This is a genomic window from Ruegeria sp. SATB027, from assembly GCF_059613825.1.
Window position 1 is genome coordinate 95,904 of record NZ_JBXWTH010000049.1, and the last position, 21,114, is coordinate 117,017.

Genomic DNA, 21,114 nt, shown 5'->3' on the forward strand with positions numbered 1-21,114 from the left:
CGATGAGGAAAGTTGCTTCTGAATCACCGCAGGCGATACAGCAACATTTCGATATTCTGGTCGCCCCGGGATTTGTGCTGCTTGAACTGGCCTCATTGGTCGAGGTTCTCAGGCTGGCAAATCGTGTGTGTCCGAAGCCGCCGTTCACTTTTGCCTATCGGTCGCTCAAAGGGGGCCCGATCTCCAGCAGCAGCGACGCGGTGGTGCAAACGGAACCCGTGCAGAACCAGCCCAAGGCGAATTATCTTTTCGTGATCGGCAATTCTGACCCGGATCACCCGGACTTGTCTTTGGGGCGGGTGGTGTCGGACTATACTTTCCGCGATGCCAAGGTGTTTTTGCTGGCGGAAGCGGCCAGCCGGTATATCGACGAACAGGGTTCAGACGATTTGGCAACCCATTGGGAGAATGCCTCGTTCCTGCGGGAACGCGGGGCCCGGTTCGAAGCCAAGCTGTCGATTGCAACCGAACAGGGCGCCGTTGTGACCTGTGCCGGAATGGAGGCGACAACAGATGTCGCGCTGGCAGTAATCGGTCGCCATATCTCAGGGCCTGCAAAGATGACCGTGGCGGACATCATGTTGCATGAAAACATCCGGGATTTCGCCTCGATGCAGCCATTCTCGGGGGTAAAGTTGACGGCGACCGGAGATGTGAAGCTGGATCAGTGCATCAAGCTCATGCAGGCCAATATCGAAGACCCTCTGCCGATCAATCAGATCGTCGATTCGCTACAATTGTCGAACCGCTCGCTTGAGCGTAAGTTCAAAACCTTCTTTGGCACCACGCCCAACGGATTCTATCGCGAAATGCGGCTCGCCAAGGCCAATAACCTGCTTCTGAACACCACTATGAGCGTTCGCGAAATCGGATTGGCCTGTGGTTTTCCGAACGGGTTTTCCTCTGTTTACAAAAGCTTCTTCGGGGTCACGCCTTTTGTCGTTCGGCGGGAAAAGCGGGCCGCGACACATCGGTGAAAACTGCTGATCTTGTGACGTTTTTGGTGCATTTGTTGTCGATCTTCCGTGGCAGTTTACGCCAAACCTGACACAGCGGAGATTTCAGGATGGTTGATCTTCCCAGCAAGGCCCGAGTGGTCATCATCGGTGGCGGCGTCATCGGATGTTCGGTCGCCTATCATCTGACCAAGAAGGGCTGGACCGATGTTGTTCTGCTAGAACGCAAGCAACTGACCAGCGGCACCACCTGGCACGCGGCGGGCCTGATCGGGCAACTGCGCGCGTCTTCCAACATGACCAAACTGGCGCGTTATTCCGCAGAGCTCTATCTGGGCCTTGAGGAAGAGACCGGTGTCGCCACCGGCCTGCGTCAGGTCGGGTCCGTTTCGGTCGCCCTGACCAGTGAGCGGTTGGAGGAGCTTCACCGAAATGCGGCAATGGCCCGCGCCTTTGGCGTGCCGGTCGAAGAGCTTTCTCCGACCGAAGTCAAAGAGCGATATGAGCATATCAACCTCGACGGCGTGGCAGGTGGCGTTTGGTTGCCAACCGATGGCCAGGCGGATCCTGCTAATATTGCCTTGGCGTTGGCCAAGGGTGCGCGTCAACGCGGTGGGGTGATCAAGGAACGGGTGAAGGTGACCGGGATTTCCCGGCACGGACGGCGCGCGACCGGTGTCGACTGGGTCAGTGATGACGGGCAATCCCAAGGGCATATCGCCTGTGATATGGTTGTCAATTGCGCGGGAATGTGGGGGCGCGAGGTAGGCAAGATGGCCGGCGTGAATGTGCCGCTGCACGCCTGCGAACACTTCTATATCGTCTCTGAACCCATTGAAGGGTTGAGCCAAATGCCGGTTCTGCGGGTGCCAGATGAATGCGCCTACTACAAGGAAGACGCGGGCAAAATGATGTTGGGCGCATTCGAGCCCAATGCCAAACCCTGGGCCATGAACGGTATTCCCGACAACTTCGAGTTCGACCAACTGCCCGAGGATTTCGATCACTTCGAACCGATCCTCGAAGCGGCGTGCAACCGGATGCCAATGCTGTCCGAGGCGGGTATTCACACCTTCTTCAACGGCCCCGAATCCTTTACTCCCGACGACGCCTATCACCTGGGTCTGGCGCCCGAGATGGATAATTTTTGGGTCGCGGCCGGGTTCAACTCGATCGGTATCCAGTCCGCCGGTGGCGCGGGCATGTCGCTGGCCGAGTGGATGGATACCGGTGAAAAGCCCTTTGATCTGGGCGATGTGGATATCGGTCGGATGCAGCCGTTTCAGGGTAATAAGAAGTACCTATTTGAACGCTCAAAAGAAACGTTGGGATTGCTCTACGCCGACCACTACCCCTATCGCCAGAAAGCCACTGCACGCGGTGTGCGCCGAACCCCGTTCCACCATCACCTGAAAGAACAGGGCGCCGTTTTTGGAGAAATCGCAGGTTGGGAACGGGCCAATTGGTACGCGAATGAAGGGCAGGAGCGCGAATACCGGTACAGCTGGAAGCGCCAGAACTGGTTCGAGAATTCCGCTGCCGAGCACCGAGCCGTGCGCGAGAATGTGGGCATGTATGACATGTCTTCCTTCGGCAAGATTCGTGTGGAAGGCCCTGATGCCGAAAAGTTCATGAACTATATTGGCGGGGGTGACTACTCGGTCCCTGTCGGCAAGATCGTCTATACGCAGTTTTTGAACCGCACAGGCGGGATCGAAGCGGATGTCACCGCAACCCGCCTGACCGAAACCGCCTATCTGGTCGTAACCCCCGCAGCCACGCGCTTGGCGGATCAGACATGGATGATGCGCCATGTCGGGGATTTCAACGTGGTCATTACAGATGTCACAGCGGGTGAAGGCGTTCTCGCTGTCATGGGGCCAAACGCCCGGGCTCTGCTGGAAAACGTCTCGCCCAACGATTTCACAAACGCGACCAACCCCTTTGGTACTGCCCAGCAGATCGAGATCGGAATGGGCCTGGCCCGTGCACATCGCGTGACCTATGTGGGTGAGCTTGGGTGGGAAATCTATATTTCCTCAGACATGGCGGGCCACGTCTTTGAGACCCTGCATGAGGCTGGTCAGGACATGGGGCTGAAGCTGTGTGGTATGCACATGATGGACAGCTGCCGGATCGAAAAAGGTTTCCGGCACTTCGGCCACGATATCACCTGTGAGGATCACGTGGTTGATGCTGGTCTTGGCTTTGCCGTCAAGGTGGACAAAGGCTGTGATTTCATTGGGCGTGAGGCGGTGATTGCACGAAAAGAAAGCGGCCCCAAAAGCCGTCTGGTACAGTTCCGTCTGACCGACCCTGAACCGCTGTTGTTCCACAACGAGCCGATCGTGCGTGATGGCGAATATGTCGGCTACCTGAGTTCCGGCAATTACGGTCATAGCCTCGGTGGTGCCATCGGAATGGGCTATGTCCCGTGCGAAGGTGAAAAGGCCGCAGACGTTCTGGGTTCAACCTATGAGATCGATGTTTGCGGCGTGAAGGTCAAAGCCGAAGCATCGCTTAAACCGATGTATGACCCGAAATCCGAACGGGTGAAGGTCTGACAGACAGGGGAGGGGGCGCTGCCCCCGCCGCCTGTGCCGGGCGACTCCCCCGGGATATTTTGGGCCAGATGAAGTGCGGATCCCTTGCTTCACCTGGCTCTAAATATCCCGGAGCACTAGGCAGAGCCTCGCAATTTTGGCGGCAACAGCTGCGGTCAGCAAACTTATCACAAATCGTTATGTGACACTTCACTGTTTTCAGAGTTTTCAATCCGTTCAGTTCTGCCGTAAACGGAACCGGTATCAACCGGAGAGCCTTCGTGACACCCACGCCATTACCACCTCAGAATGTGGATACCCCCAAAGGTTTGGCTTTGGCTGTCACGGCGTACGTCATGTGGGGATTCCTGCCGCTTTATATGAAGGCGATGGATCACATTGGACCTGTCGAGGTGGTGGCGCATCGGGTTATCTGGTCTGTTCCGGTTGCAGGTTTGCTGCTGGTCGCGCTGGGGCGCACCCGGGACTTGAAAGCTGCACTGGGCAATCCCCGGATGCTGGCCATGGCGGCTTTGACGGCGGCGCTGATTTCCGTGAACTGGGCGATCTATGTTTGGGCGATCTCGACGGGGCACGCGCTGGACGCGGCGTTGGGGTATTACATCAACCCGCTGTTCAGTATCGCGTTAGGCGCGATTTTGCTGCGTGAGCCCCTGACGCGGACCCAGCTGTTCGCGGTGGGGCTTGCCGCGCTGGGCGTTCTTGTGCTTGTGCTTGAGGCTGGGCGACTTCCCTGGGCGGCGCTGGGTTTGATGGTCAGTTGGGGTTTCTATGCATTCTTTAAGAGATCCCTTCCAATTGGTCCCAACCAGGGTTTTCTGCTTGAGGTCCTGATCCTTTTGATCCCGGCCCTGGCCTATGTCACCTGGCTGGGTGTGCAAGGCACAGGCCATTTCGGCGCAGCGATGTCCGATACCGCATTGTTGTCCTGCGCCGGTATCGTCACGGCGGTGCCATTGCTGGTCTATGCGAACGGAGCCAAGCTGGTGCGCCTGTCGACCATGGGCATCCTACAATACATTGCGCCGACTATGATTTTCATTACAGCCATCACTCTGTTCGGTGAGAAGATCGACACCGGACGCATGATCGCATTCCCCCTGATCTGGGTGGCTTTGGTCATTTACTCGATCCCATTGATCCGGCAGGCGCGGGCTCAGGCCTGAAGCAACAGGCGTGCTGCAGCATCTGCCCACAGCGCATAGGCCCGGGGGCTTGGGTGATAGCCGTCCGGTGCCGCCAGGGCCGGGTCGTCGGGCAGATCAAGCCTCAGGTGCAGCACATGGGGATGGACGGACACAACCTGTTGCAACGCATTATCCAGCCGCGCAGCCTGACGGCCAAGCACCCAGGCCAATGGATGTGGCAGGGCCGGAAACCTGTTCATTTGCGGAACGCCGGTGATGACTATTCGCCGCGCCCCCAGTTCGTTTGACAGGATGTTGATAAGCTGCGCCTGACGATCCGCAAATGTGCGGCAAGAGACGGCGCGGGTGACGTCATTCACCCCCAAAGCCGTGACCACCGCATCGAATTCGCCCTTTATGTCCCTCAGGCGGTCAATCGTATCCAGCGTCGTGTACCCTGTGGTGGCCTCAAGTTGCCACTCAACCGTGTGATGTCTGGCCAACCGGTCCGCAAGCTGCCCCGACAAGGCCTGCGCCTGAGTTCCCGCGCCCACTCCGGCCGCCGAGCTATCGCCGGTGATCAGCAGACGCAGGCGGGGGCCACGCCCTGTTCGGCCCTCTCGCGGGCCAGTGGGCTCTGGCAAAAGCCGGGCGTTGCGGCGCACCAAAAGGGCTTGCGTGGCCAGAACGGGCAACAAGGGCACACGTAGAACCTGGTCGGGTGCTATCAGGGTGCGCATCATCAGGTCACGTCAGGGAGTTTTTGAATTCCAGAAAACGAGCGTCAGTCATCACGCGCGCCATCATCGCCTCGCGCAAAGCGCCGACTGTTTTGTAGGGGCGCATGGCGACTTCGAAGATTTGGATCAAACCGTCCTCGTTCAGCGTAATGAGGTCAACGCCAATGCCGTCCAGATCTCCAATCTTGCATTGAAACTCCAGCGCCCAATCGTTGCCAGCGCCCATAAACCGGCGATACCGGAAGTCGGAAAAGACCTGCCCGACATGGCCAAGTACGGCCGCCACAGGTGCGCGCCCGGTCCACGTGCTGTAATAGGTTGGTGGCAGGAACTGCACATCTTCGGCCAGCAGATCGTGGATCAGCGCCTCATCGCCCTTGGCGACAACCTCTTGCAGTCGTTCAATTGTCGGGTGCATGTCCTGTCCTCCTGCGCAGAAGTTCACCGAACATGACCGGGCGCGCAAGGACGACGTTGCGGGAAGGTGCGCGCTGAGATAGGCAGGCCCGCATGAGCGAAACCTATGCCCCCCCGCAAACCGCCCTGGACGTACTACACGAAGATGCGCAGCTGATTGTGGTGAACAAACCGTCGGGCCTGCTTTCCGTGCCGGGGCGGGGCGATCATCTGGCTGATTGCCTTCTGACACGCGTGCAGGCGGCTTTCCCTCAGGCGTTGCTTGTGCATCGACTGGACCGGGACACATCAGGTGTCATGGTTTTTGCCCAAACACCCCATGCGCAAAGGCATCTGAGTATGCAGTTCGAGAAGCGGCAGACCCGGAAAACCTATATTGCCCGTGTCTGGGGGCGGATGGAGCCAAAGACCGGCACGGTTGACCTGCCGTTGATCGTGGACTGGCCCAACCGGCCCAGACAAATGGTGTGTCATGATACGGGCAAACCTGCGGTCACCGATTGGCGCGTTGTGAAACATGAGGGCGAGACCTCTCGCTTGCGTATGTTTCCCAAAACTGGGCGGTCTCATCAGCTGCGCGTTCATATGCAGGCATTGGGTCACCCGATCCTGGGCGATCCGTTCTATGCAACAGGTGCGGCGAGGGAGTTTCCCAGATTGATGCTGCATTCCGAAGAATTGCGCCTGAAGCATCCCGAGGGCGGGCATTCGATGAAGTTTCGCGCCCAGCCCGATTTCTGATCTCAGGCAATTCTGGCCCACAGCATCTTCAGGTTGCCCAGCGAAATGCGTCTTGTTCGTTTCGTCGAAACCGATTGGCGGCGATGGCGCTCCTGCGCGATCTCACGTTCAATCTCGAAGGCACGCAGTGTGTGGTCCTGTGACCATTGGCCAAGTTTCAGTGTCATCATGACGTGGTTGTCGAGGTGCGGCATTTCTTGGCTCCTTGTGTGATATCCACCCATTATCGCGCGTCACTGCTGACAGCATGTTGTCAGTGGGGTGTGCTAGGGTGTCAGCAGAGTGTCAGGAGAATGCGATGCGCCGTTCGACCCGTTTGTTTGAAATCATCCAGATCTTGCGGGCCGCAAGTGCGCCGGTCACGGCAGAAGCACTGGCCACCCGGCTAGAGGTGTCCGTTCGCACTGTCTATCGTGACATTGCCGAATTGCAGGCCCAGCGAACACCCATCGAAGGTGAGGCCGGTGTCGGTTACATGATGCGGCGCGGTTACGATCTGCCGCCGCTGAATTTCGACGCAGAAGAGGTTGAAGCCCTGTGGGTTGGCCTGTCTCTTCTGGCGCGCACCGGCGACAGCCACCTGCAGCGCGCCGCCAGTCGGATCTGTCAGAAGATCGATGCTCTGCATAGCCCGACCGATTGGTTGCAGGTTTCACCCTGGGGGGCTCCGGCGGATGATCCCGAGAAGGGGTGTGTTTCTGTTTCGCATTACCGCGAAGCTATTCGGGCAGAACGGAAAATCCGTATCACCTATATAGATGGTGAAGGCGAACAAACCATCCGCGTGGTGCGCCCGCTGGCGCTGATCTATCATGTCGAATGCACGTTGCTGGCAGGGTGGTGCGAGATGCGAAACGGCTTTCGCCATTTCAGAACCGATCGCATCTGGTCCAGTGAATTCACTGACGAAGGATTTCTAGGGCAAGGTAAATCTTTGCGCGATCTTTGGCAGGAGCAACAGCTCGCGGGCACCTTTGCGGAACCGGTATGAATGGCCTTTGGCGGGTAATCGCCGATTTCACCGCATTGTTGCTTGAGCCTGTGAGCAAGCGCAGTGATATACTGGGTGAAATGGATCAAGCCCGAAGAACGGGTACCGGAGCAGAAGGTGATATCATGACGATTTCAAAGTTTTTCCTGGCGACAGGCTTGTGTTCAATCATGGCCGTGACGGCCTGTACCGATCCGGGCACCCTGACCGTGCAGAACGACCCCAACAAAAATACCAAGCAGGGTGCGGTTCTGGGCGGCCTTATCGGTGCGGGTGTCGGCGCGATTGCCAATAATTCGAACCCGGGTCTTGGGGCGCTGGCCGGCGCCGCCATTGGTGCCGCCGGTGGCGGTCTGATCGGCAACCAGTTGGACAAGCAGGCTGCCGAGTTGCGCCAACAACTGGCGAATGACGGGATTACAATCGTCAATGCGGGTGACCGGCTGATCGTGACTGTCCCGAATGACATTACATTTGACACAGACAGCTCGACCGTGCGCCCGGCGCTGCGGGCGGATCTGGTGAAAGTGGGCCAGAACCTTGTCAACTATCCCAACTCGAACGTTCAGATCATCGGTCATACCGACAGCGATGGTGACGCGTCTTATAATCAGGGTTTGTCCGAGCGTCGCGCAAACGCGGTCGCGGATATCCTGCAAGCCAATGGTGTCAGCTACAGCCGTATCAGAACCTACGGTCAGGGTGAAAACAACCCGGTCGCGTCCAACCTGACGCCGCAAGGAAAAGCGCAAAACCGTCGGGTTGAGATTGTTGTGGTCCCCAGCGGAAACGCGTGATCCTGAAACGCAGGACCGTTCGGGCCCGGCCCCTGTTGCGCAATGACTGTGCGTCAATGGGGGTTTGGTCAGGGCCAATCTCGGTCTAACTATTGGGAAACACTGAAACGGAGTTGTCCCTGATGTCTCAACCGACCCTGCTTGGCCTGTCCGGCTCCCTGCGCAAGGACGCGACGAACCGCAAACTGCTGCGCGAAGCGGCCCGGTTGTTCGACCCTGTCAGCTATACCGAAGCAGACCTGAACCTGCCGCTTTATGATGGCGATCTGGAGGATGCCGAAGGGATACCGGCACCTGTTCAGATGCTGGCCGACCAGATCGGGCAGGCGGATGCGGTGATCATCTCGACGCCCGAATACAACAAAGGGCCTTCGGGTGTTCTGAAAAACGCGCTGGACTGGGTCAGCCGGACGAAAGGCAATCCGTGGGCGGGCAAGCCGGTTGCTGTAATGTCGGCTGCGGGTGGCCGCGCCGGCGGGGAAAGGGCACAGATGATCCTGCGCGCCTGCATGGTGCCCTTTCAGCCCCGTATCTTGCAGGGTCCGGAAATTCACCTTGCTGACAGCTCGAATGAGTTCGACGATCAGGGTAGGTTGTTGTCCGAGCGATACGAAAACTCGCTGCACATGCTGATGCAGAAACTCAGGGCCGAGGCCGGTTTCTAAGCTTGGACTGCCCATATGTTGGAACAGCGTCAAAGCGATATCCTTGATCCGGCCCGTGCCGCATCGCTTCAGGTTGCTTTGGGCTCTGAGCCAACAATTGCCAATGGTTCAGCTCTGCCGCCATTCTTCCATCAGCTCTATTTCTGGGCGCCGCAACCGCCTGCTGCGCTGGGGCGGGATGGGCATCCCAAGGTGGGTGGCCTGATCCCGGATATGGGATTGCCCCGCAGAATGTGGGCCGGTGGGCAATTAGAATTTCATGCACCGCTGATCGCGGGTATACCTGCTGACAGGACATCGGTTCTTGATAACCAAAGCACAAAAGAGGGGCGGTCCGGCCCGTTGGGTTTTGTCACTTTGCGGCACGAGATACGGCAAAGTGGCCAACTTTGTCTGACCGAATGGCAGGATCTTGTTTATCGTGAAGACCCCACGCCGGGTGTGATGACTCAGACGCCGCCCCGATCGCGCACGGATGAAACGGATATCCGTGCGGTTGCGTTCGATACCACCCTGCTTTTTCGCTACTCGGCGCTGACCTTCAACGGCCATCGCATTCACTACGATCTGGACTATGCACGCGATGTGGAAGGATATGAAGGGCTGGTTGTGCACGGGCCACTTCTGGCGCAGCTTCTGATGCTGTTTGCAGTTGATCTTGGCGGACCACTCAAATCGTTTTCTTTCCGTGCGACCTCACCGTTGATGCATTTCGAGACTGCCCAGCTGTGCCGGAACGGTCAGGACATGTGGGTGCGCGGCCCGGACGGGCGGGAATGCATGAAGGCTGTGGCCCTATCACAGTGAGGCTTTGGGGCGGAAGTCATCGGGGATCGAATCCCGATCCTCCAGTATCAGATCAGCCATGACCTCGGCCACTTTCGGAGCCATGCCAAATCCGATCTTGAAGCCGCCATTGGCGATGAATTGACCCTGGTGCAACGGATGCAGGCCCAACATCGGGGCGCGACTTTTGCTGCGGGGACGCACCCCGGCCCAACGTTCGATCACCTCGGCCCCGTGCAAAAGCGGCAGCGCGCGCGTGGCGCGGTCTATGACATCGTCCAAAGCACCGTCTGTGCTGGTCGGGTCGTCATAATCCCGTTCAGACGTTGATCCGATTGCAAGCGTTCCGTCCGCATGTGGCACGATATGGACCGCATCTGCGAATAGCTGTGGCATCTCTCCTGCATCAAAGCGCAACAGGGCGGCCTGGCCTTTGACACCGTTTCCGACGGTTTTTCCGTAGGCGTCGTTCAGTTCCAGTAATCCTGCTAGGCCCGTGGCGTGGACAACCTGTCCTTTATCATCAGCGTTACTGACAACGTGAACGCCCATCACCTCAAGGGCTGCAACCAACGCAGCGCAGGCCCGCCGGGGATGCATGCGCGCTGTCAGTGTATCGCGGATGACAAAGCCGGTGGGGCTGGGCGGGCACCACGATCCGGCCTGCGATGTGCTGATCACCCGCCACTCTGCCTGCCCCTGCCAAAGCTGATCGGCTGAACCTTCGCGTTGCCGGGCCAGATCAAGGCTGCGGGCGTCAGGAATGGGTTGAAGACGGCCCAGACGGCCATAGCCGGGGGAAACGCCGCCGGTACCCTCGACCTGCTGCCAAAAGGGTTCGGCCATGATCAGGCTGTCGAACTGAAAAGCTTTCTTGGCATTCCAGTTTTCAGGCACATGCGGGGCCAAGGCTCCCACCAGGCCGCCGCTGGACCCGGAGCCCGGCCCAAAAGGATCGACAACCTGTACCTTCGCGCCCCGCCGGGCGCTGATCCAGGCGATGGACAGGCCGAAAATTCCTGCCCCGCGAACCGTCACATCGACCATTGCCAATTCCCTTTTCCTTGTTCAGTGTCGCGCCGCTTAGCTACAGGATTCCCCGATGGCAGACCAGCATGCCGAATTGACGTGGACCGAGGATCAGATACCGGTCTCGGACCGTTTCGACGATCCCTACTACTCGTTGCAAAACGGGCTGGAAGAGACGCGCCATGTGTTTCTGGCAGGCAATGGTCTGCCAGAACGCTTTGCGCCGGGGTTTCATATTGCCGAGTTGGGCTTTGGGACCGGTCTGAACCTGCTGACGGTTTGGTCTGAATGGGAGAAATCCGGCCAAACAGGCCCGCTTCGGTTCACCAGTTTCGAAGCCTTTCCCATGGCCACGGATGATATGCGTCACGCGCTTGAGGCCTTCCCCGAGTTACACCCGTGGAGCAGCCAGTTTCTGGCCCATTGGACAGGTCACGCCTGCGATCTTGAAACCCTTCAATGCGAAGTGATCATCGGCGATGCGCGCAACAGCCTGCCGCAATGGGCAGGCATGGCCAACGCCTGGTTCCTTGACGGGTTCTCTCCGGCTAAGAACCCTGAATTGTGGGGGGCAGAGCTGATGCAGCAAGTGGCGGCGCATACTGCCACCGATGGCACGGCAGCCACATATACGGCCTCCGGGTTTGTTCGCCGCGGGCTTCAGGATGCCGGTTTCACCGTCACCCGTACATCCGGCTATGGCCGCAAGCGGCACATGACGCGGGCGCTCAAGGCATGACGCAGAAAAACAATGCAGGTGCGGGTATCGCCCTGATGGTGGGCGCGACGATTGTCTTTGCCTTGCAGGACGGTATCTCACGCCATTTGGCCGGAACCTATAACACCTACATGGTGGTGATGATCCGCTATTGGTTCTTTGCGGCCTTTGTCATTGCACTGGCGGCGCGATCTTCCGGCGGGTTAAGGGCGGCCATGCAGACGAACCAGATGGGGCTTCAGATACTGCGGGGCCTGCTGCTGGCCACCGAGATCTGCGTCGCCGTGTTCGGTTTCACAGTGCTCGGTCTGATCGACAGTATGGCCGTTTTCATAAGCTATCCCCTGCTTGTCGCCGCGCTGAGCGGTCCGGTTCTGGGTGAAAAGGTTGGATGGCGGCGCTGGGTTGCGATCGGTGTCGGTTGCATTGGTGTTCTGATCATTCTGCAGCCGGGCGTTGGTGTTTTTGATCCTTGGGCCGTCATACCGCTGATCTCGGCGTTTTTGTTTGCGATTTACGGCCTGCTGACGCGCTACGTCGCACGTCAGGACAGCACGGCCACCAGCTTTTTCTGGACCGGCGTTGTTGGTGCCATCGCCATGACCCTTTTTGGAATGTGGTTCTGGGAGCCAATGGCCCGCAGCGACTGGCTGTGGATGGCGTTGCTGTGCGTCAGCGGGGCAACGGGGCACTGGCTGCTGATCAAATGTTATGAGATGGCCGAAGCCAGCGCCGTCCAACCCTTCGCCTATTTCCACCTGGTCTGGAGCGCGATTCTGGGTATTTCGATCTTTGGTGAAAAACTGCGCCCCGAAGTTGTCACGGGCGCAGCGATTGTTGTGGCCGCAGGTCTGTTTACCTTATGGCGCGAACGCCGCCAGCGATGATCCGATCAGTTCCTGCGAAAACGGAACCGGCAGGGCGGGCTGCCCCAGACGGGCGCGGTAGACCGGCAGGCTTTCGGTCACGCGCATCACATAATTGCGCGTCTCATTGAACGGAATGGTCTCAATCCAGTCTACGATATCCACCTCACCGGTGCGCGGATCACCATAGCGTTCCATCCACGAGATCGGGCGCTTTGGACCGGCATTGTATCCGGCCGCCATCATGACGACATTCCCGTTGAACTCGGTCGCAAGGCCCGAAAGATAGTTGGCGCCAAGCTTGGCATTGTATTGCCAGTCCGACGTCAACCGACCGGTCTGATGGCCGCTGAGTATCCCCAGTTCTCCAGCCACCAGCTTGGCTGTTGCAGGCATCACTTGCATCAGGCCGCGCGCCCCCGCGCCGCTGACGACAACCGGATCAAATTCGCTTTCGCGCCGCGCGATGGCCAGCGTCATTTCCTTGGCCATTGGCAGGCGCATGTCGGCCACCGGATGAACCGGGTAATAGGCCGCAGGCAAAACGGTGCCCGTGGTCGCTGCCCGCTTGGCGATCATCACGGCCAGATGTGGCTGTTTCAGCTCAATCGCAAGGTCGCCCAACTGATTGGCCTGCACAGGGTCAAGACCTTCGACAAGATGGGTCAGGAACCTCTCGGACAAGTTGTCTTCGCCGGCCTTGAGCAACAGCAGCCCGGCTTCCAGAACGCTGGAATCGGCGAAATCTGCCTGACGCCAATGCGGGGCGCGACGCGGATTGGCCAGTTCCTTGTCAAATGGTCGTCCGATCCGTTCCGCCGCCAGAAGACCATAAAAAGAGGTCTGATGGTCCGCGCCCATGGCGTAGGCCTCATAGGCTTTGTCTGCGTCCCCAAGCTCGGCGTAAGCCCGCCCCAGCCAATAGCCGCCGCGCCCTTTCGAGATTGGCGATTGCACGGCATCCGAAAAATTCTGGAAGTGTCGCACGGCTGTGGCGGGGTCATTCAGTTTGCGCAGGGCCAAAAACCCGGCCAGCCACTCCAGATCCGCATAGGAATATCCCATTTCGGGGGTCATATGGTGCTTGGCCGCTACGTCATAAGCGCGCGCTGCCCGCCCCGATCGCATCTCGAGCCGGGCCAGACGGCGGCGACCCTCGGCCCATTTGTCAGGCTCGCCCAGGGCTTCCGGTCCGCTTGACCGTGCCAGCATCAGGTCGACGGCGCTGTCATCCAGTTCTTTCTTGTCCCGCCAGACAAAACGGTCGAATGCCAGCCCCGGCGTATCTGCCAGCGACTTCGGCACCGCCGCCACCTTGCCGTCTACGCCTGGCTGGCGTTTCTGCAATGCGATCCGCGCTTCGGCCAACTTGCGCTCGTCGGTGCTGACCAAGGGCAGCATCTGTTCTGCGCTGACCAAATGGCCATCCCACAGCATCCGGTCCAGCCGCGCGGCATGGTGCGGCTTCAGCAGTTTGGCAAAATTCTCCAGATAGTCCTTTTGCAACCCCGACCCCATCGGCAAGGTACGCCAGGCTGTCACGATATCGGCCTCCGCCTCGCCAATGCGCCCTTTGGCCTTAAGGGCCACCGCATAGTTCAGCGCGCCTTCAGCAGTCTGAGGGGGCAAGCCAGCGTAAAACTTCAGAACCCTGTCCGGATCAGCCCCGGTAAAGACCGGCTCACTCTTGCGGCGCAGCCAGTCCAGCCCGGGCCAGTCCGGGCGGCGTTCGAGAAACACCAGCACATCGCCCGAGCTGCCAAATCCCTCACGCAACCAGTGCCAGACGATGACATCGCGCGAGACCGAGCCGCGCTGGCCCGATACGCGCAGCGCCGCATTCCAGTCGCCCTTGCGCATTTCATACAGCCCGGTTCGCAAATCATCGGCCGCATCCGCGCGTGCGGCTTGCGGTGTCGTCACTGCGTATAGAATCACTCCAGTCAACAGTGCCAGAAAGCGTGTCATCCCTTGCATTTCCCAACCAACCGAGGATAGAGCCTGTGAGGATAAACCTTGCGCCGCCGGGATCAACTCACAAAGCTGGAAACGTGAGTGACCAGGGCGCAAAAAACCGCAATATGCACCTTAAGGAGCGTGTCATGTTCAAAGGCTCGATGCCAGCCCTCGTCACTCCGTTCAACAACGGCGAGTTGGACCTGAAGACGCTTAAACATCTGGTTGAATGGCAGATCTCCGAAGGCTCGACCGGGCTGGTGCCTGTTGGAACCACCGGCGAAAGCCCGACGCTCAGCCACGACGAACACGAAACGGTCATCGAAGAAGTGGTCAAAACGGCTGCTGGCCGTGTTCCGGTTATTGCCGGTGCCGGGTCGAACAACACGGTCGAAGCCGTCCGGTTCGTTCAGTTCGCCGAAAAAGTTGGTGCCGATGCGGCGCTGGTTGTCACGCCTTACTACAACAAACCGACTCAACGCGGCCTGATCGCGCATTTCCAAGCCCTGCACGAGGCTGCGGATATTCCGATCATCATCTACAACATTCCCGGGCGATCGGTCATCGACATGACCCCGGCCACCATGGGCGAACTGGCCCGGTTGCCGCGTATTGTCGGGGTCAAGGATGCGACGGGCGATCTGGCGCGCGTCAGCCAGCAGCGTGCGATCTGTGGCAAGGACTTCTGCCAGCTATCCGGTGAAGACGCCACTGCACTGGGTTTTAACGCCCATGGTGGTGTCGGATGCATTTCAGTCACCGCAAACGTGGCTCCCAGGCTATGCGCCGAATTCCAGCAGGCCACATTGTCGGGCGATTATGCAAAGGCACTGGAATACCAGGACAAGCTGATGCCGCTGCACGAAGCGATCTTTATAGAACCCGGGTTGGTCGGCGCCAAATACGCGCTCAGCAAACTGGGTCTCTGCAGCACCGAAGTCCGCTCACCTCTGACTGAGCTGGAAGACAACACAAAAGCCGCGATTGATGCGGCAATGGCGCACGCGGGCCTCATCTAACCCGGCCTTCAGAAACCATTAAAGGCGGCCTCGACTACCGAGTGCCGCCTTTTTGGTTTTCAGGATCCAAACTTCATCTGGCCAAAAATATCCCGGGGGAGCTGCGGCTTGCCGCGGGCGGGGGCAGAGCCCCCTCAGCGTTTGCCGTAATAAAGCCCTACGACATGTTCAGCCTGCGCAAAGAACAACCAGCGCGAGGTCGCGATGCCTGCCAGATGCGATGCCACTGCCAGCAGGGCCAGGAAATGGTTGAATGGCAGGACCAGAAACAGAACCGGCAGGACAAAGGCCAATACAAACGAGATCACCCTTAGCTTATCGGCATGTTTGCGCCCGACCACATGAACAAACTCACGCAGTAGATAGTTGGTACCGGTATGCGGTGGCTCGAACGCTCTGACGGTACCCCGGTTACCCAAACCTGTGGCTGTGCCCAGATTCGTTCCGGATGCTTCCAGCGCTTTGTCGCTTTTCTTCCAATACAGGATTTGAACCAAAGCGGCGATCAGCAGAAGCGGAATGGCAACCCGTGTCTGGCCAGCCAGCAACGCACCACCTGCCAGGCTGAAGCTCAGGAACATGGCGGGGGTCAGGTTCATATTCCAGCGCGGGATAGTCTTGAGTTGCGTGTAGATCATCGAAGTCGTGAACACGGTCGCCAGTGACATCAACGCTCCGATCCAACCCAGCAGGCTCCATTGCCGATCCAGAAACACCACGCCAATCGCGTAAAGCCCCATGACGACCAGGGCGAGCACGGCACACCAGCCCTCACGGCTGAGCCAGCTGGTTTTCCATTGAGTAAAAGCCTTCCAGGCCCGTTCCGGGTGGCCGAGATGGAAGGTCGAGGCCATCAGCCCTCCGACGGCCAAACCGTAAGCAATGGCGAAGAACACAAAGGCCACCCAGCCCGAGACAGCCGGAATGCCAAGACCAAGGAAAAAGAGCAAACCGAAGCCCAGACCGGACAGGGTGGTGAAGAGGATGACGGAGGGTGCAGGATGCATCAGAGTTTCTCCAACGTCTTGTCGAGCCAGCCGAGGAAGCCCTTGGGCTCTTCAGCGACAGGTGCCAACAGGGGGGCCAGGATGTCGATCTGATCTTCCACCGTGTCTTTCGGGCGCGGCGGCAGATATTTATTGACGGGTTTGGTGCCCATTTCGGGCATCAGGTCCATTCCGCCGCGATCCGCAACAAGCTTGCTGACGTCGCTGTCCGGATCGCCCAGATCGCCAAAGTGCCGCGCGCCCGCCGGACAGGTTCGGACACAGGAGGGAATCCGGTCCACCTCGGGCAGGTTCTCATTATAGATCCGGTCGACGCAGAGTGTGCATTTCTTCATCACCCCCTCGGCCTTGTCCAGTTCACGCGCGCCATAGGGGCAGGACCAGGCACACAGGCCGCACCCGATACAGTCGCTTTCATTAACCAGCACGATGCCATCTTCGACCCGCTTGTAGCTGGCCCCGGTCGGGCACACGGTAACACAGGGCGCATCTTCGCAATGCAGGCAGGATTTAGGGAAATGGATCAGTTGCGCGTGCCCTTCCGCCGGTTGCACCTCGTAGGAATGCACGCGGTTCAGGAAAGTGCCCGAAGGATTGGCGCCATAGGCATCCTGATCGGACAGCGGCGCGCCATAATTTTCCGTGTTCCAGCCTTTGCAGGAAATCACGCAGGCATGGCAACCAACGCAGGTGTCCAGGTCGATCACCAGACCCATCTTGCGCTCGGTGGAGTTCGGTAGCTGGGTCATGTCAGGATACCTGTGCTGTTGAGGACGGGTGAGGGGGCCAGCCCCCTCTTGAGCCTGCGGCTCAATTCACCCCCGGGATATTTGTGGCCAGATGAAGTGCGGATCCGGGTCATTTGCCCACCTTCCACGCCAAATTCGCAGGGCCAGTTCCTACAGGTGATTTGATCGGGTCAAAATGAGGCTGGCTTTGGGCATCGGCGGGCGCGTCGGCCTTTTCGATTTTCACCTTCAGGTCAAACCATGCGGCCTGACCAGTAATGGGGTCGGAATTGGCCCAACGTAGCCCGTCGCCTTTTGGCGGAAGCAATTCGTGGATCAGGTGGTTGAGCAGGAAACCCTTGGTGGCCTCGGGCGCGTCCTCTTGCAGGGCCCAGGCGCCTTTGCGTTTGCCGATGGCGTTCCATGTCCAGACGGTGTTGTCGTTCAGCGCGGCCATTTCCATCACAGGGACCGTAATCTCACCATGAGGGGATGTGATTTTGGCCCAATCTCCGTCGTTCAGGCCGTGCTTGCGCATCAGCCTGGTCGGTACATAGAGCGGGTTTCGCCCGTGCAACTGCCGCAGCCAGGCGTTTTGCGTGCCCCAGCTGTGATACATCGCCATCGGGCGCTGGGTCAGCGCGTTGACCGTGAAGCCGTCGTTGCCGTGCTGATCGGTTTCGTACCAGATCGGAAGCGGGTCCATCGTGTCTTTGATCCGCTGGCGCAAATGATCAGGCGGCTGTCGGTCGCCATGACCTTCGGCTGCCAGCTGAAACTTGCGCATCGGTTCGGAGTAAAGCTGGAATAGGTATGGCTGCGGGCTGTCATAGAGCCCCATGCCCACGGCCCATTCCTGATAGGCTGCATTCCACGGTTTGTAGTAATCCGCGCCCTGCGGGATATGCGCCACGTAGAAGCCGCCGTTTTCGATATAGCTGTTCAACTGATCCGGGTTGACCTCTCCGCGCCCTTCTTTGTCGGCGTTTTCACCGCGGAATCCGGCCAGCGGGCCAATACCCGGTTTGCGTTCGTGATTGACGATGTAGTCGGCGTAATCGACCCATTTTGCGCTGCCGTCTTCATGGGTGAAACCCGGAAGTTTCATGCGGTTAGCGAGATCGATCAATACTGACTGAAATCCGCGCACGTCGCGGTCCGGTTCGATCACAGGCCAGCGGATTGCGTCAGCGGCCGCATCCGCCTCGCAAATCGGGCGATCCAGCAGCGAGATACAGTCGTGGCGTTCGAGGTAGGTCGTGTCCGGCAGGATGAGGTCCGCGTAAGCCACCATCTCGGAAGAATAGGCGTCCGAATAGATGATGCGCGGGATCACGTAATCGCCGTTTTCATCTTTGTCCGTCAGCATCTCGATGACACCCTTGGTGTTCATGGTCGAGTTCCACGACATGTTGGCCATGTACATGAACAGCGTATCGATCTTGTACGGGTCGCCCGCATGTGCGTTCGAGATCACCATATGCATCAGCCCGTGACTGGACATCGGGTTTTCCCAGGTGAACGCCTTGTCGATCCGCGCGGGGCTGCCATCTTCCTTCAGTGCAAGGTGTTCCGGGCCGCGGACGAACCCCAGATGCGGGCCATCCAGCGGAGAATTGGGCGTCACCTTGCAATGCGGTGTCGGGTGCGCCTCGACCGGTTTGGGGTAGGGGGGCTTGAAGCGGAAGCCGCCGGGAACCTCGACCGTGCCCAGGATGATTTGCAGCACGTGCAGCGCGCGGCAGGTCTGGAATCCATTGGCATGAGCCGATACGCCGCGCATCGAATGCATTGCAACAGGGCGGCCAACCATCTTGGTGTGTTTCTCGCCCCGGAAATCGGTCCATTCGTGATCGAGCTCAAACGCCTCGTCAAAGGCGACGCGCGCCAGTTCCGCTGCAATCGCGCGAATGCGATTGGCGGGGATACCGCATTTTTCGGCAACAGCTTCGGGCGCGTGTTCCTCGGACAGGTATTTTTCTGCCATCAAGTGAAATACAGGGCGATGAACGACACCGTCGGTTTCGTAGACCGCCGACAAATCCGGGCGAACGCCCGGCGTGTCGAAAGCCGTCAGCTTGCCTGTATTCCGGTCGATGACCAGGGGCTTTCCGTCATCGTCGCGCAGGAACAGGCCCTTTCCGGCACCTTCGGACGCGTCCACCAAAACCGGGGCATTGGTGTAGCGGCTGAGATAGTCGAGATCGATCTTTCCGGCTTTCATCAGCACATGGATCAACGACAGGATGAACAGCCCGTCAGTTCCCGGTGTGATGCCGACCCAATCATCGGCGACGGCATTGTATCCGCTGCGGATGGGGTTGACGCCGATAACGCGCGCACCGCGCGCCTTGATCTTGCCAATACCCATTTTGATCGGGTTGGAGTCGTGGTCTTCGGCCACGCCAAACAGCATGAACAGCTTGGTGTGATCCCAATCAGGCTGGCCGAATTCCCAGAATGCGCCACCCATCGTATAAATGCCGCCCGCAGCCATGTTGACCGAACAGAAGCCACCATGCGCCGCATAGTTGCAGGTTCCGAAATTTTGCGCCCAGAAGCTGGTGAAGCTCTGGCTTTGGTCCCGGCCGGTGAAAAAGGCAAGCTTTTCCGGGTTGTCTTTGCGGATTGGCTCCAGCCAGCTAACCGCCAGTTCCAGCGCTTCGTCCCAGCTGATCTCCTCAAATTCACCCGAGCCACGCGGGCCGACCCGTTTCAGTGGCTTGCGCAGGCGCGAGGGGGCGTTGACCTGCATGATCCCGGCAGACCCCTTGGCGCACAGGACACCCTTGTTCACCGGGTGGTCGCGATTGCCTTCGATATAGGCAACCTTGCCGTCTTTCATGTGGACGTTGATGCCGCATCGACAAGCGCACATGTAGCAGGTGGTCCTGCGGATTTCGTCCGAGACTTTCGGTGACGTATCAAGGATCGGCTGCTGATGGGTCATTTGCGGGTCCAGTTGGTTATTGCGGGAGGATATTGTCAGTTTCCTCGGTATTTTAGAACATCATTCCGGAGGCGGTGCGTAAATTCAGTGTTACAGTCCATTTGCCTGTAGCGCGGTCACGGCGATCATCTGGGTCACATCCTCGGCGCTGCATCCGCGGGACAGGTCGTTGGCGGGTTTGGCCAGTCCCTGTAAAACCGGACCGATAGCGGTGTAGCCCCCCAACCTTTGGGTGATCTTGTAGCCGATATTACCAGCATTAAGGTTGGGAAAGATCATCACGTTGGCCTGTCCGGCGACAGACGATCCCGGCGATTTTCGCTCGCCAACCGAAGGTACAAAGGCGGCGTCAAATTGCAATTCACCGTCGACATTCAGGTCCGGCGCGGCTTGGCGCAGCGCCTCAGTGGCCTCGATCACCTTGTCCACGTCGGGATGCTTGGCGCTGCCCTTGGTGGAAAAGCTGAGCATCGCGATCTTTGGATCGACCTGCAGCAGCGTCCGGGCCGATGTGGCGGATGCGATGGCGATCTTGCTCAGCTCGCTCGCGGTCGGATTGATGACCAGCCCGCAATCGGAATACAGCATCGCCCGCGCCCCGGGCTGAGCGTTTTCCGGCGGGTACATCAGGAAGAAAGACGACACCATTCCTGCATCGGGGGCCATGCCAATCACCTGGATCGCCGCACGGACGATTTCGCCGGTCGTGTGAACGGCCCCTCCTACGGTGCCGGTGGCACGTCCGCTGCGCACCAGCATGGCGGCATAGACGGGGGGTGTTTCAACGGCGGCACGGGCCTTGGCCCGATCGACGCCTTTATGCCGGCGCAGTTCGAAAAAGGCCTCGGCAAACTCTTCGGTCAGGTCCGAAGTCTTGGGGTCATGGATCTCAACGCCCCGAGAGGCAGCAGCCCCTTGATCTTTCAGGGCTGCTTCGACCTCGGCGTACGGGCCAACCAGAATGATATCGGCCAGATTGGCCCTCTGCGCGTTGATGGCCCCTTTTGTGATGCGGGGGTCGTTGCCTTCGCTGAGGGCGATTATGGGACGGGTGGCC

20 protein-coding genes are annotated in these 21,114 nt (G+C 59.0%); 11 read left to right on the forward strand and 9 right to left on the reverse strand.

The features are described from left to right. The first annotated feature begins 2 nt into the window (after positions 1 to 2). From AC2FPW_RS15905 to rarD, 3 genes are all read left to right on the forward strand, one after another. Positions 3 to 977, forward strand: coding sequence for a GlxA family transcriptional regulator (locus AC2FPW_RS15905; RefSeq protein ID WP_496814474.1), 975 nt, complete (start codon positions 3 to 5; stop codon positions 975 to 977). Positions 978 to 1,066: 89 nt separating this feature from the next. Next, positions 1,067 to 3,520 (forward strand): GcvT family protein, encoded by a 2,454-nt coding sequence (locus tag AC2FPW_RS15910; RefSeq protein WP_496814475.1) that lies wholly within the window; start codon positions 1,067 to 1,069, stop codon positions 3,518 to 3,520. Between the two features lie 260 nt (positions 3,521 to 3,780). Beyond that, positions 3,781 to 4,686 (forward strand): EamA family transporter RarD, encoded by a 906-nt coding sequence (rarD, locus tag AC2FPW_RS15915; RefSeq protein ID WP_267363579.1) that lies wholly within the window; start codon positions 3,781 to 3,783, stop codon positions 4,684 to 4,686. Here the strand turns inward: rarD and AC2FPW_RS15920 are convergent. Then, complete coding sequence (locus AC2FPW_RS15920; RefSeq protein WP_496814477.1) at positions 4,677 to 5,390, reverse strand: SGNH/GDSL hydrolase family protein; 714 nt, start codon at positions 5,388 to 5,390, stop codon at positions 4,677 to 4,679. The genes rarD and AC2FPW_RS15920 overlap by 10 nt on opposite strands. Positions 5,391 to 5,394: 4 nt before the next feature. Beyond that, the gene (locus AC2FPW_RS15925; RefSeq protein ID WP_496814479.1) at positions 5,395 to 5,805 is read right to left on the reverse strand and encodes a nuclear transport factor 2 family protein; all 411 of its coding nucleotides are present in this window, start codon (positions 5,803 to 5,805) and stop codon (positions 5,395 to 5,397) included. Positions 5,806 to 5,897: 92 nt separating this feature from the next. Here AC2FPW_RS15925 and AC2FPW_RS15930 point away from each other — a divergent pair, with 92 nt between their 5' ends. After that, positions 5,898 to 6,545, forward strand: coding sequence for an RluA family pseudouridine synthase (locus tag AC2FPW_RS15930; protein ID WP_480920559.1), 648 nt, complete (start codon positions 5,898 to 5,900; stop codon positions 6,543 to 6,545). A 2-nt stretch (positions 6,546 to 6,547) separates the two neighbouring features. Here AC2FPW_RS15930 and AC2FPW_RS15935 read toward each other — a convergent pair whose 3' ends face one another. Then, positions 6,548 to 6,739, reverse strand: a complete 192-nt coding sequence (locus tag AC2FPW_RS15935) for a hypothetical protein (RefSeq protein WP_267363584.1) — start codon at positions 6,737 to 6,739, stop codon at positions 6,548 to 6,550. Positions 6,740 to 6,843: 104 nt separating this feature from the next. On the opposite strand from AC2FPW_RS15935, the gene AC2FPW_RS15940 reads away from it, so the two are divergent. From AC2FPW_RS15940 to AC2FPW_RS15955, 4 genes are all read left to right on the forward strand, one after another. After that, entirely contained in the window at positions 6,844 to 7,536 is a 693-nt protein-coding gene (locus tag AC2FPW_RS15940; RefSeq protein ID WP_496814481.1) for a helix-turn-helix transcriptional regulator, read from the forward strand. 125 nt (positions 7,537 to 7,661) lie between these two features. After that, complete coding sequence (locus AC2FPW_RS15945; RefSeq protein WP_480484182.1) at positions 7,662 to 8,333, forward strand: YiaD family glycine zipper/OmpA-like lipoprotein; 672 nt, start codon at positions 7,662 to 7,664, stop codon at positions 8,331 to 8,333. 122 nt (positions 8,334 to 8,455) lie between these two features. After that, positions 8,456 to 8,998: an NADPH-dependent FMN reductase gene (locus tag AC2FPW_RS15950; RefSeq protein WP_496814483.1), complete on the forward strand. Its 543-nt coding sequence runs from the start codon at positions 8,456 to 8,458 to the stop codon at positions 8,996 to 8,998. A 15-nt stretch (positions 8,999 to 9,013) separates the two neighbouring features. Beyond that, positions 9,014 to 9,805, forward strand: a complete 792-nt coding sequence (locus AC2FPW_RS15955) for an HTD2 family dehydratase (protein WP_496814485.1) — start codon at positions 9,014 to 9,016, stop codon at positions 9,803 to 9,805. Here the strand turns inward: AC2FPW_RS15955 and AC2FPW_RS15960 are convergent. Next, positions 9,797 to 10,831: an NAD(P)/FAD-dependent oxidoreductase gene (locus AC2FPW_RS15960; RefSeq protein WP_496814487.1), complete on the reverse strand. Its 1,035-nt coding sequence runs from the start codon at positions 10,829 to 10,831 to the stop codon at positions 9,797 to 9,799. The two genes, AC2FPW_RS15955 and AC2FPW_RS15960, sit on opposite strands and share 9 nt — an antisense overlap. Positions 10,832 to 10,886: 55 nt before the next feature. On the opposite strand from AC2FPW_RS15960, the gene mnmC2 reads away from it, so the two are divergent. After that, positions 10,887 to 11,552 (forward strand): tRNA (5-methylaminomethyl-2-thiouridine)(34)-methyltransferase MnmC2, encoded by a 666-nt coding sequence (mnmC2, locus tag AC2FPW_RS15965; RefSeq protein ID WP_496814489.1) that lies wholly within the window; start codon positions 10,887 to 10,889, stop codon positions 11,550 to 11,552. Then, positions 11,549 to 12,418 carry a DMT family transporter gene (locus AC2FPW_RS15970; RefSeq protein WP_480484082.1) on the forward strand — a complete coding sequence of 290 codons (870 nt, stop codon included), beginning with the start codon at positions 11,549 to 11,551 and terminating at the stop codon, positions 12,416 to 12,418. Before mnmC2 ends, AC2FPW_RS15970 begins: the two co-directional genes overlap by 4 nt. Here AC2FPW_RS15970 and AC2FPW_RS15975 read toward each other — a convergent pair. Beyond that, positions 12,392 to 14,365, reverse strand: coding sequence for a lytic transglycosylase domain-containing protein (locus tag AC2FPW_RS15975; protein WP_496814491.1), 1,974 nt, complete (start codon positions 14,363 to 14,365; stop codon positions 12,392 to 12,394). The two genes, AC2FPW_RS15970 and AC2FPW_RS15975, sit on opposite strands and share 27 nt — an antisense overlap. Before the next feature lie 134 nt (positions 14,366 to 14,499). Between AC2FPW_RS15975 and dapA the strand changes: the two genes are divergently transcribed. Then, complete coding sequence (gene dapA / locus AC2FPW_RS15980; protein ID WP_267363596.1) at positions 14,500 to 15,372, forward strand: 4-hydroxy-tetrahydrodipicolinate synthase; 873 nt, start codon at positions 14,500 to 14,502, stop codon at positions 15,370 to 15,372. 134 nt (positions 15,373 to 15,506) lie between these two features. On the opposite strand, the gene AC2FPW_RS15985 is transcribed toward dapA, so the two are convergent. The 4 genes from AC2FPW_RS15985 to pta form a co-directional block, all read right to left on the reverse strand. Further along, positions 15,507 to 16,379, reverse strand: a complete 873-nt coding sequence (locus AC2FPW_RS15985) for a dimethyl sulfoxide reductase anchor subunit family protein (RefSeq protein ID WP_496814493.1) — start codon at positions 16,377 to 16,379, stop codon at positions 15,507 to 15,509. Continuing rightward, the gene (locus AC2FPW_RS15990; protein WP_267363598.1) at positions 16,379 to 17,128 is read right to left on the reverse strand and encodes a 4Fe-4S dicluster domain-containing protein; all 750 of its coding nucleotides are present in this window, start codon (positions 17,126 to 17,128) and stop codon (positions 16,379 to 16,381) included. The genes AC2FPW_RS15985 and AC2FPW_RS15990 overlap by 1 nt, the downstream gene beginning before the upstream one ends. A 109-nt stretch (positions 17,129 to 17,237) precedes the next feature. Continuing rightward, entirely contained in the window at positions 17,238 to 20,057 is a 2,820-nt protein-coding gene (locus tag AC2FPW_RS15995) for a molybdopterin oxidoreductase family protein (RefSeq protein ID WP_496814495.1), read from the reverse strand. A gap of 90 nt (positions 20,058 to 20,147) precedes the next feature. Next, the coding region (gene pta / locus AC2FPW_RS16000) for a phosphate acetyltransferase (RefSeq protein ID WP_496814497.1) at positions 20,148 to 21,114 on the reverse strand (967 nt) is incomplete at its 5' end.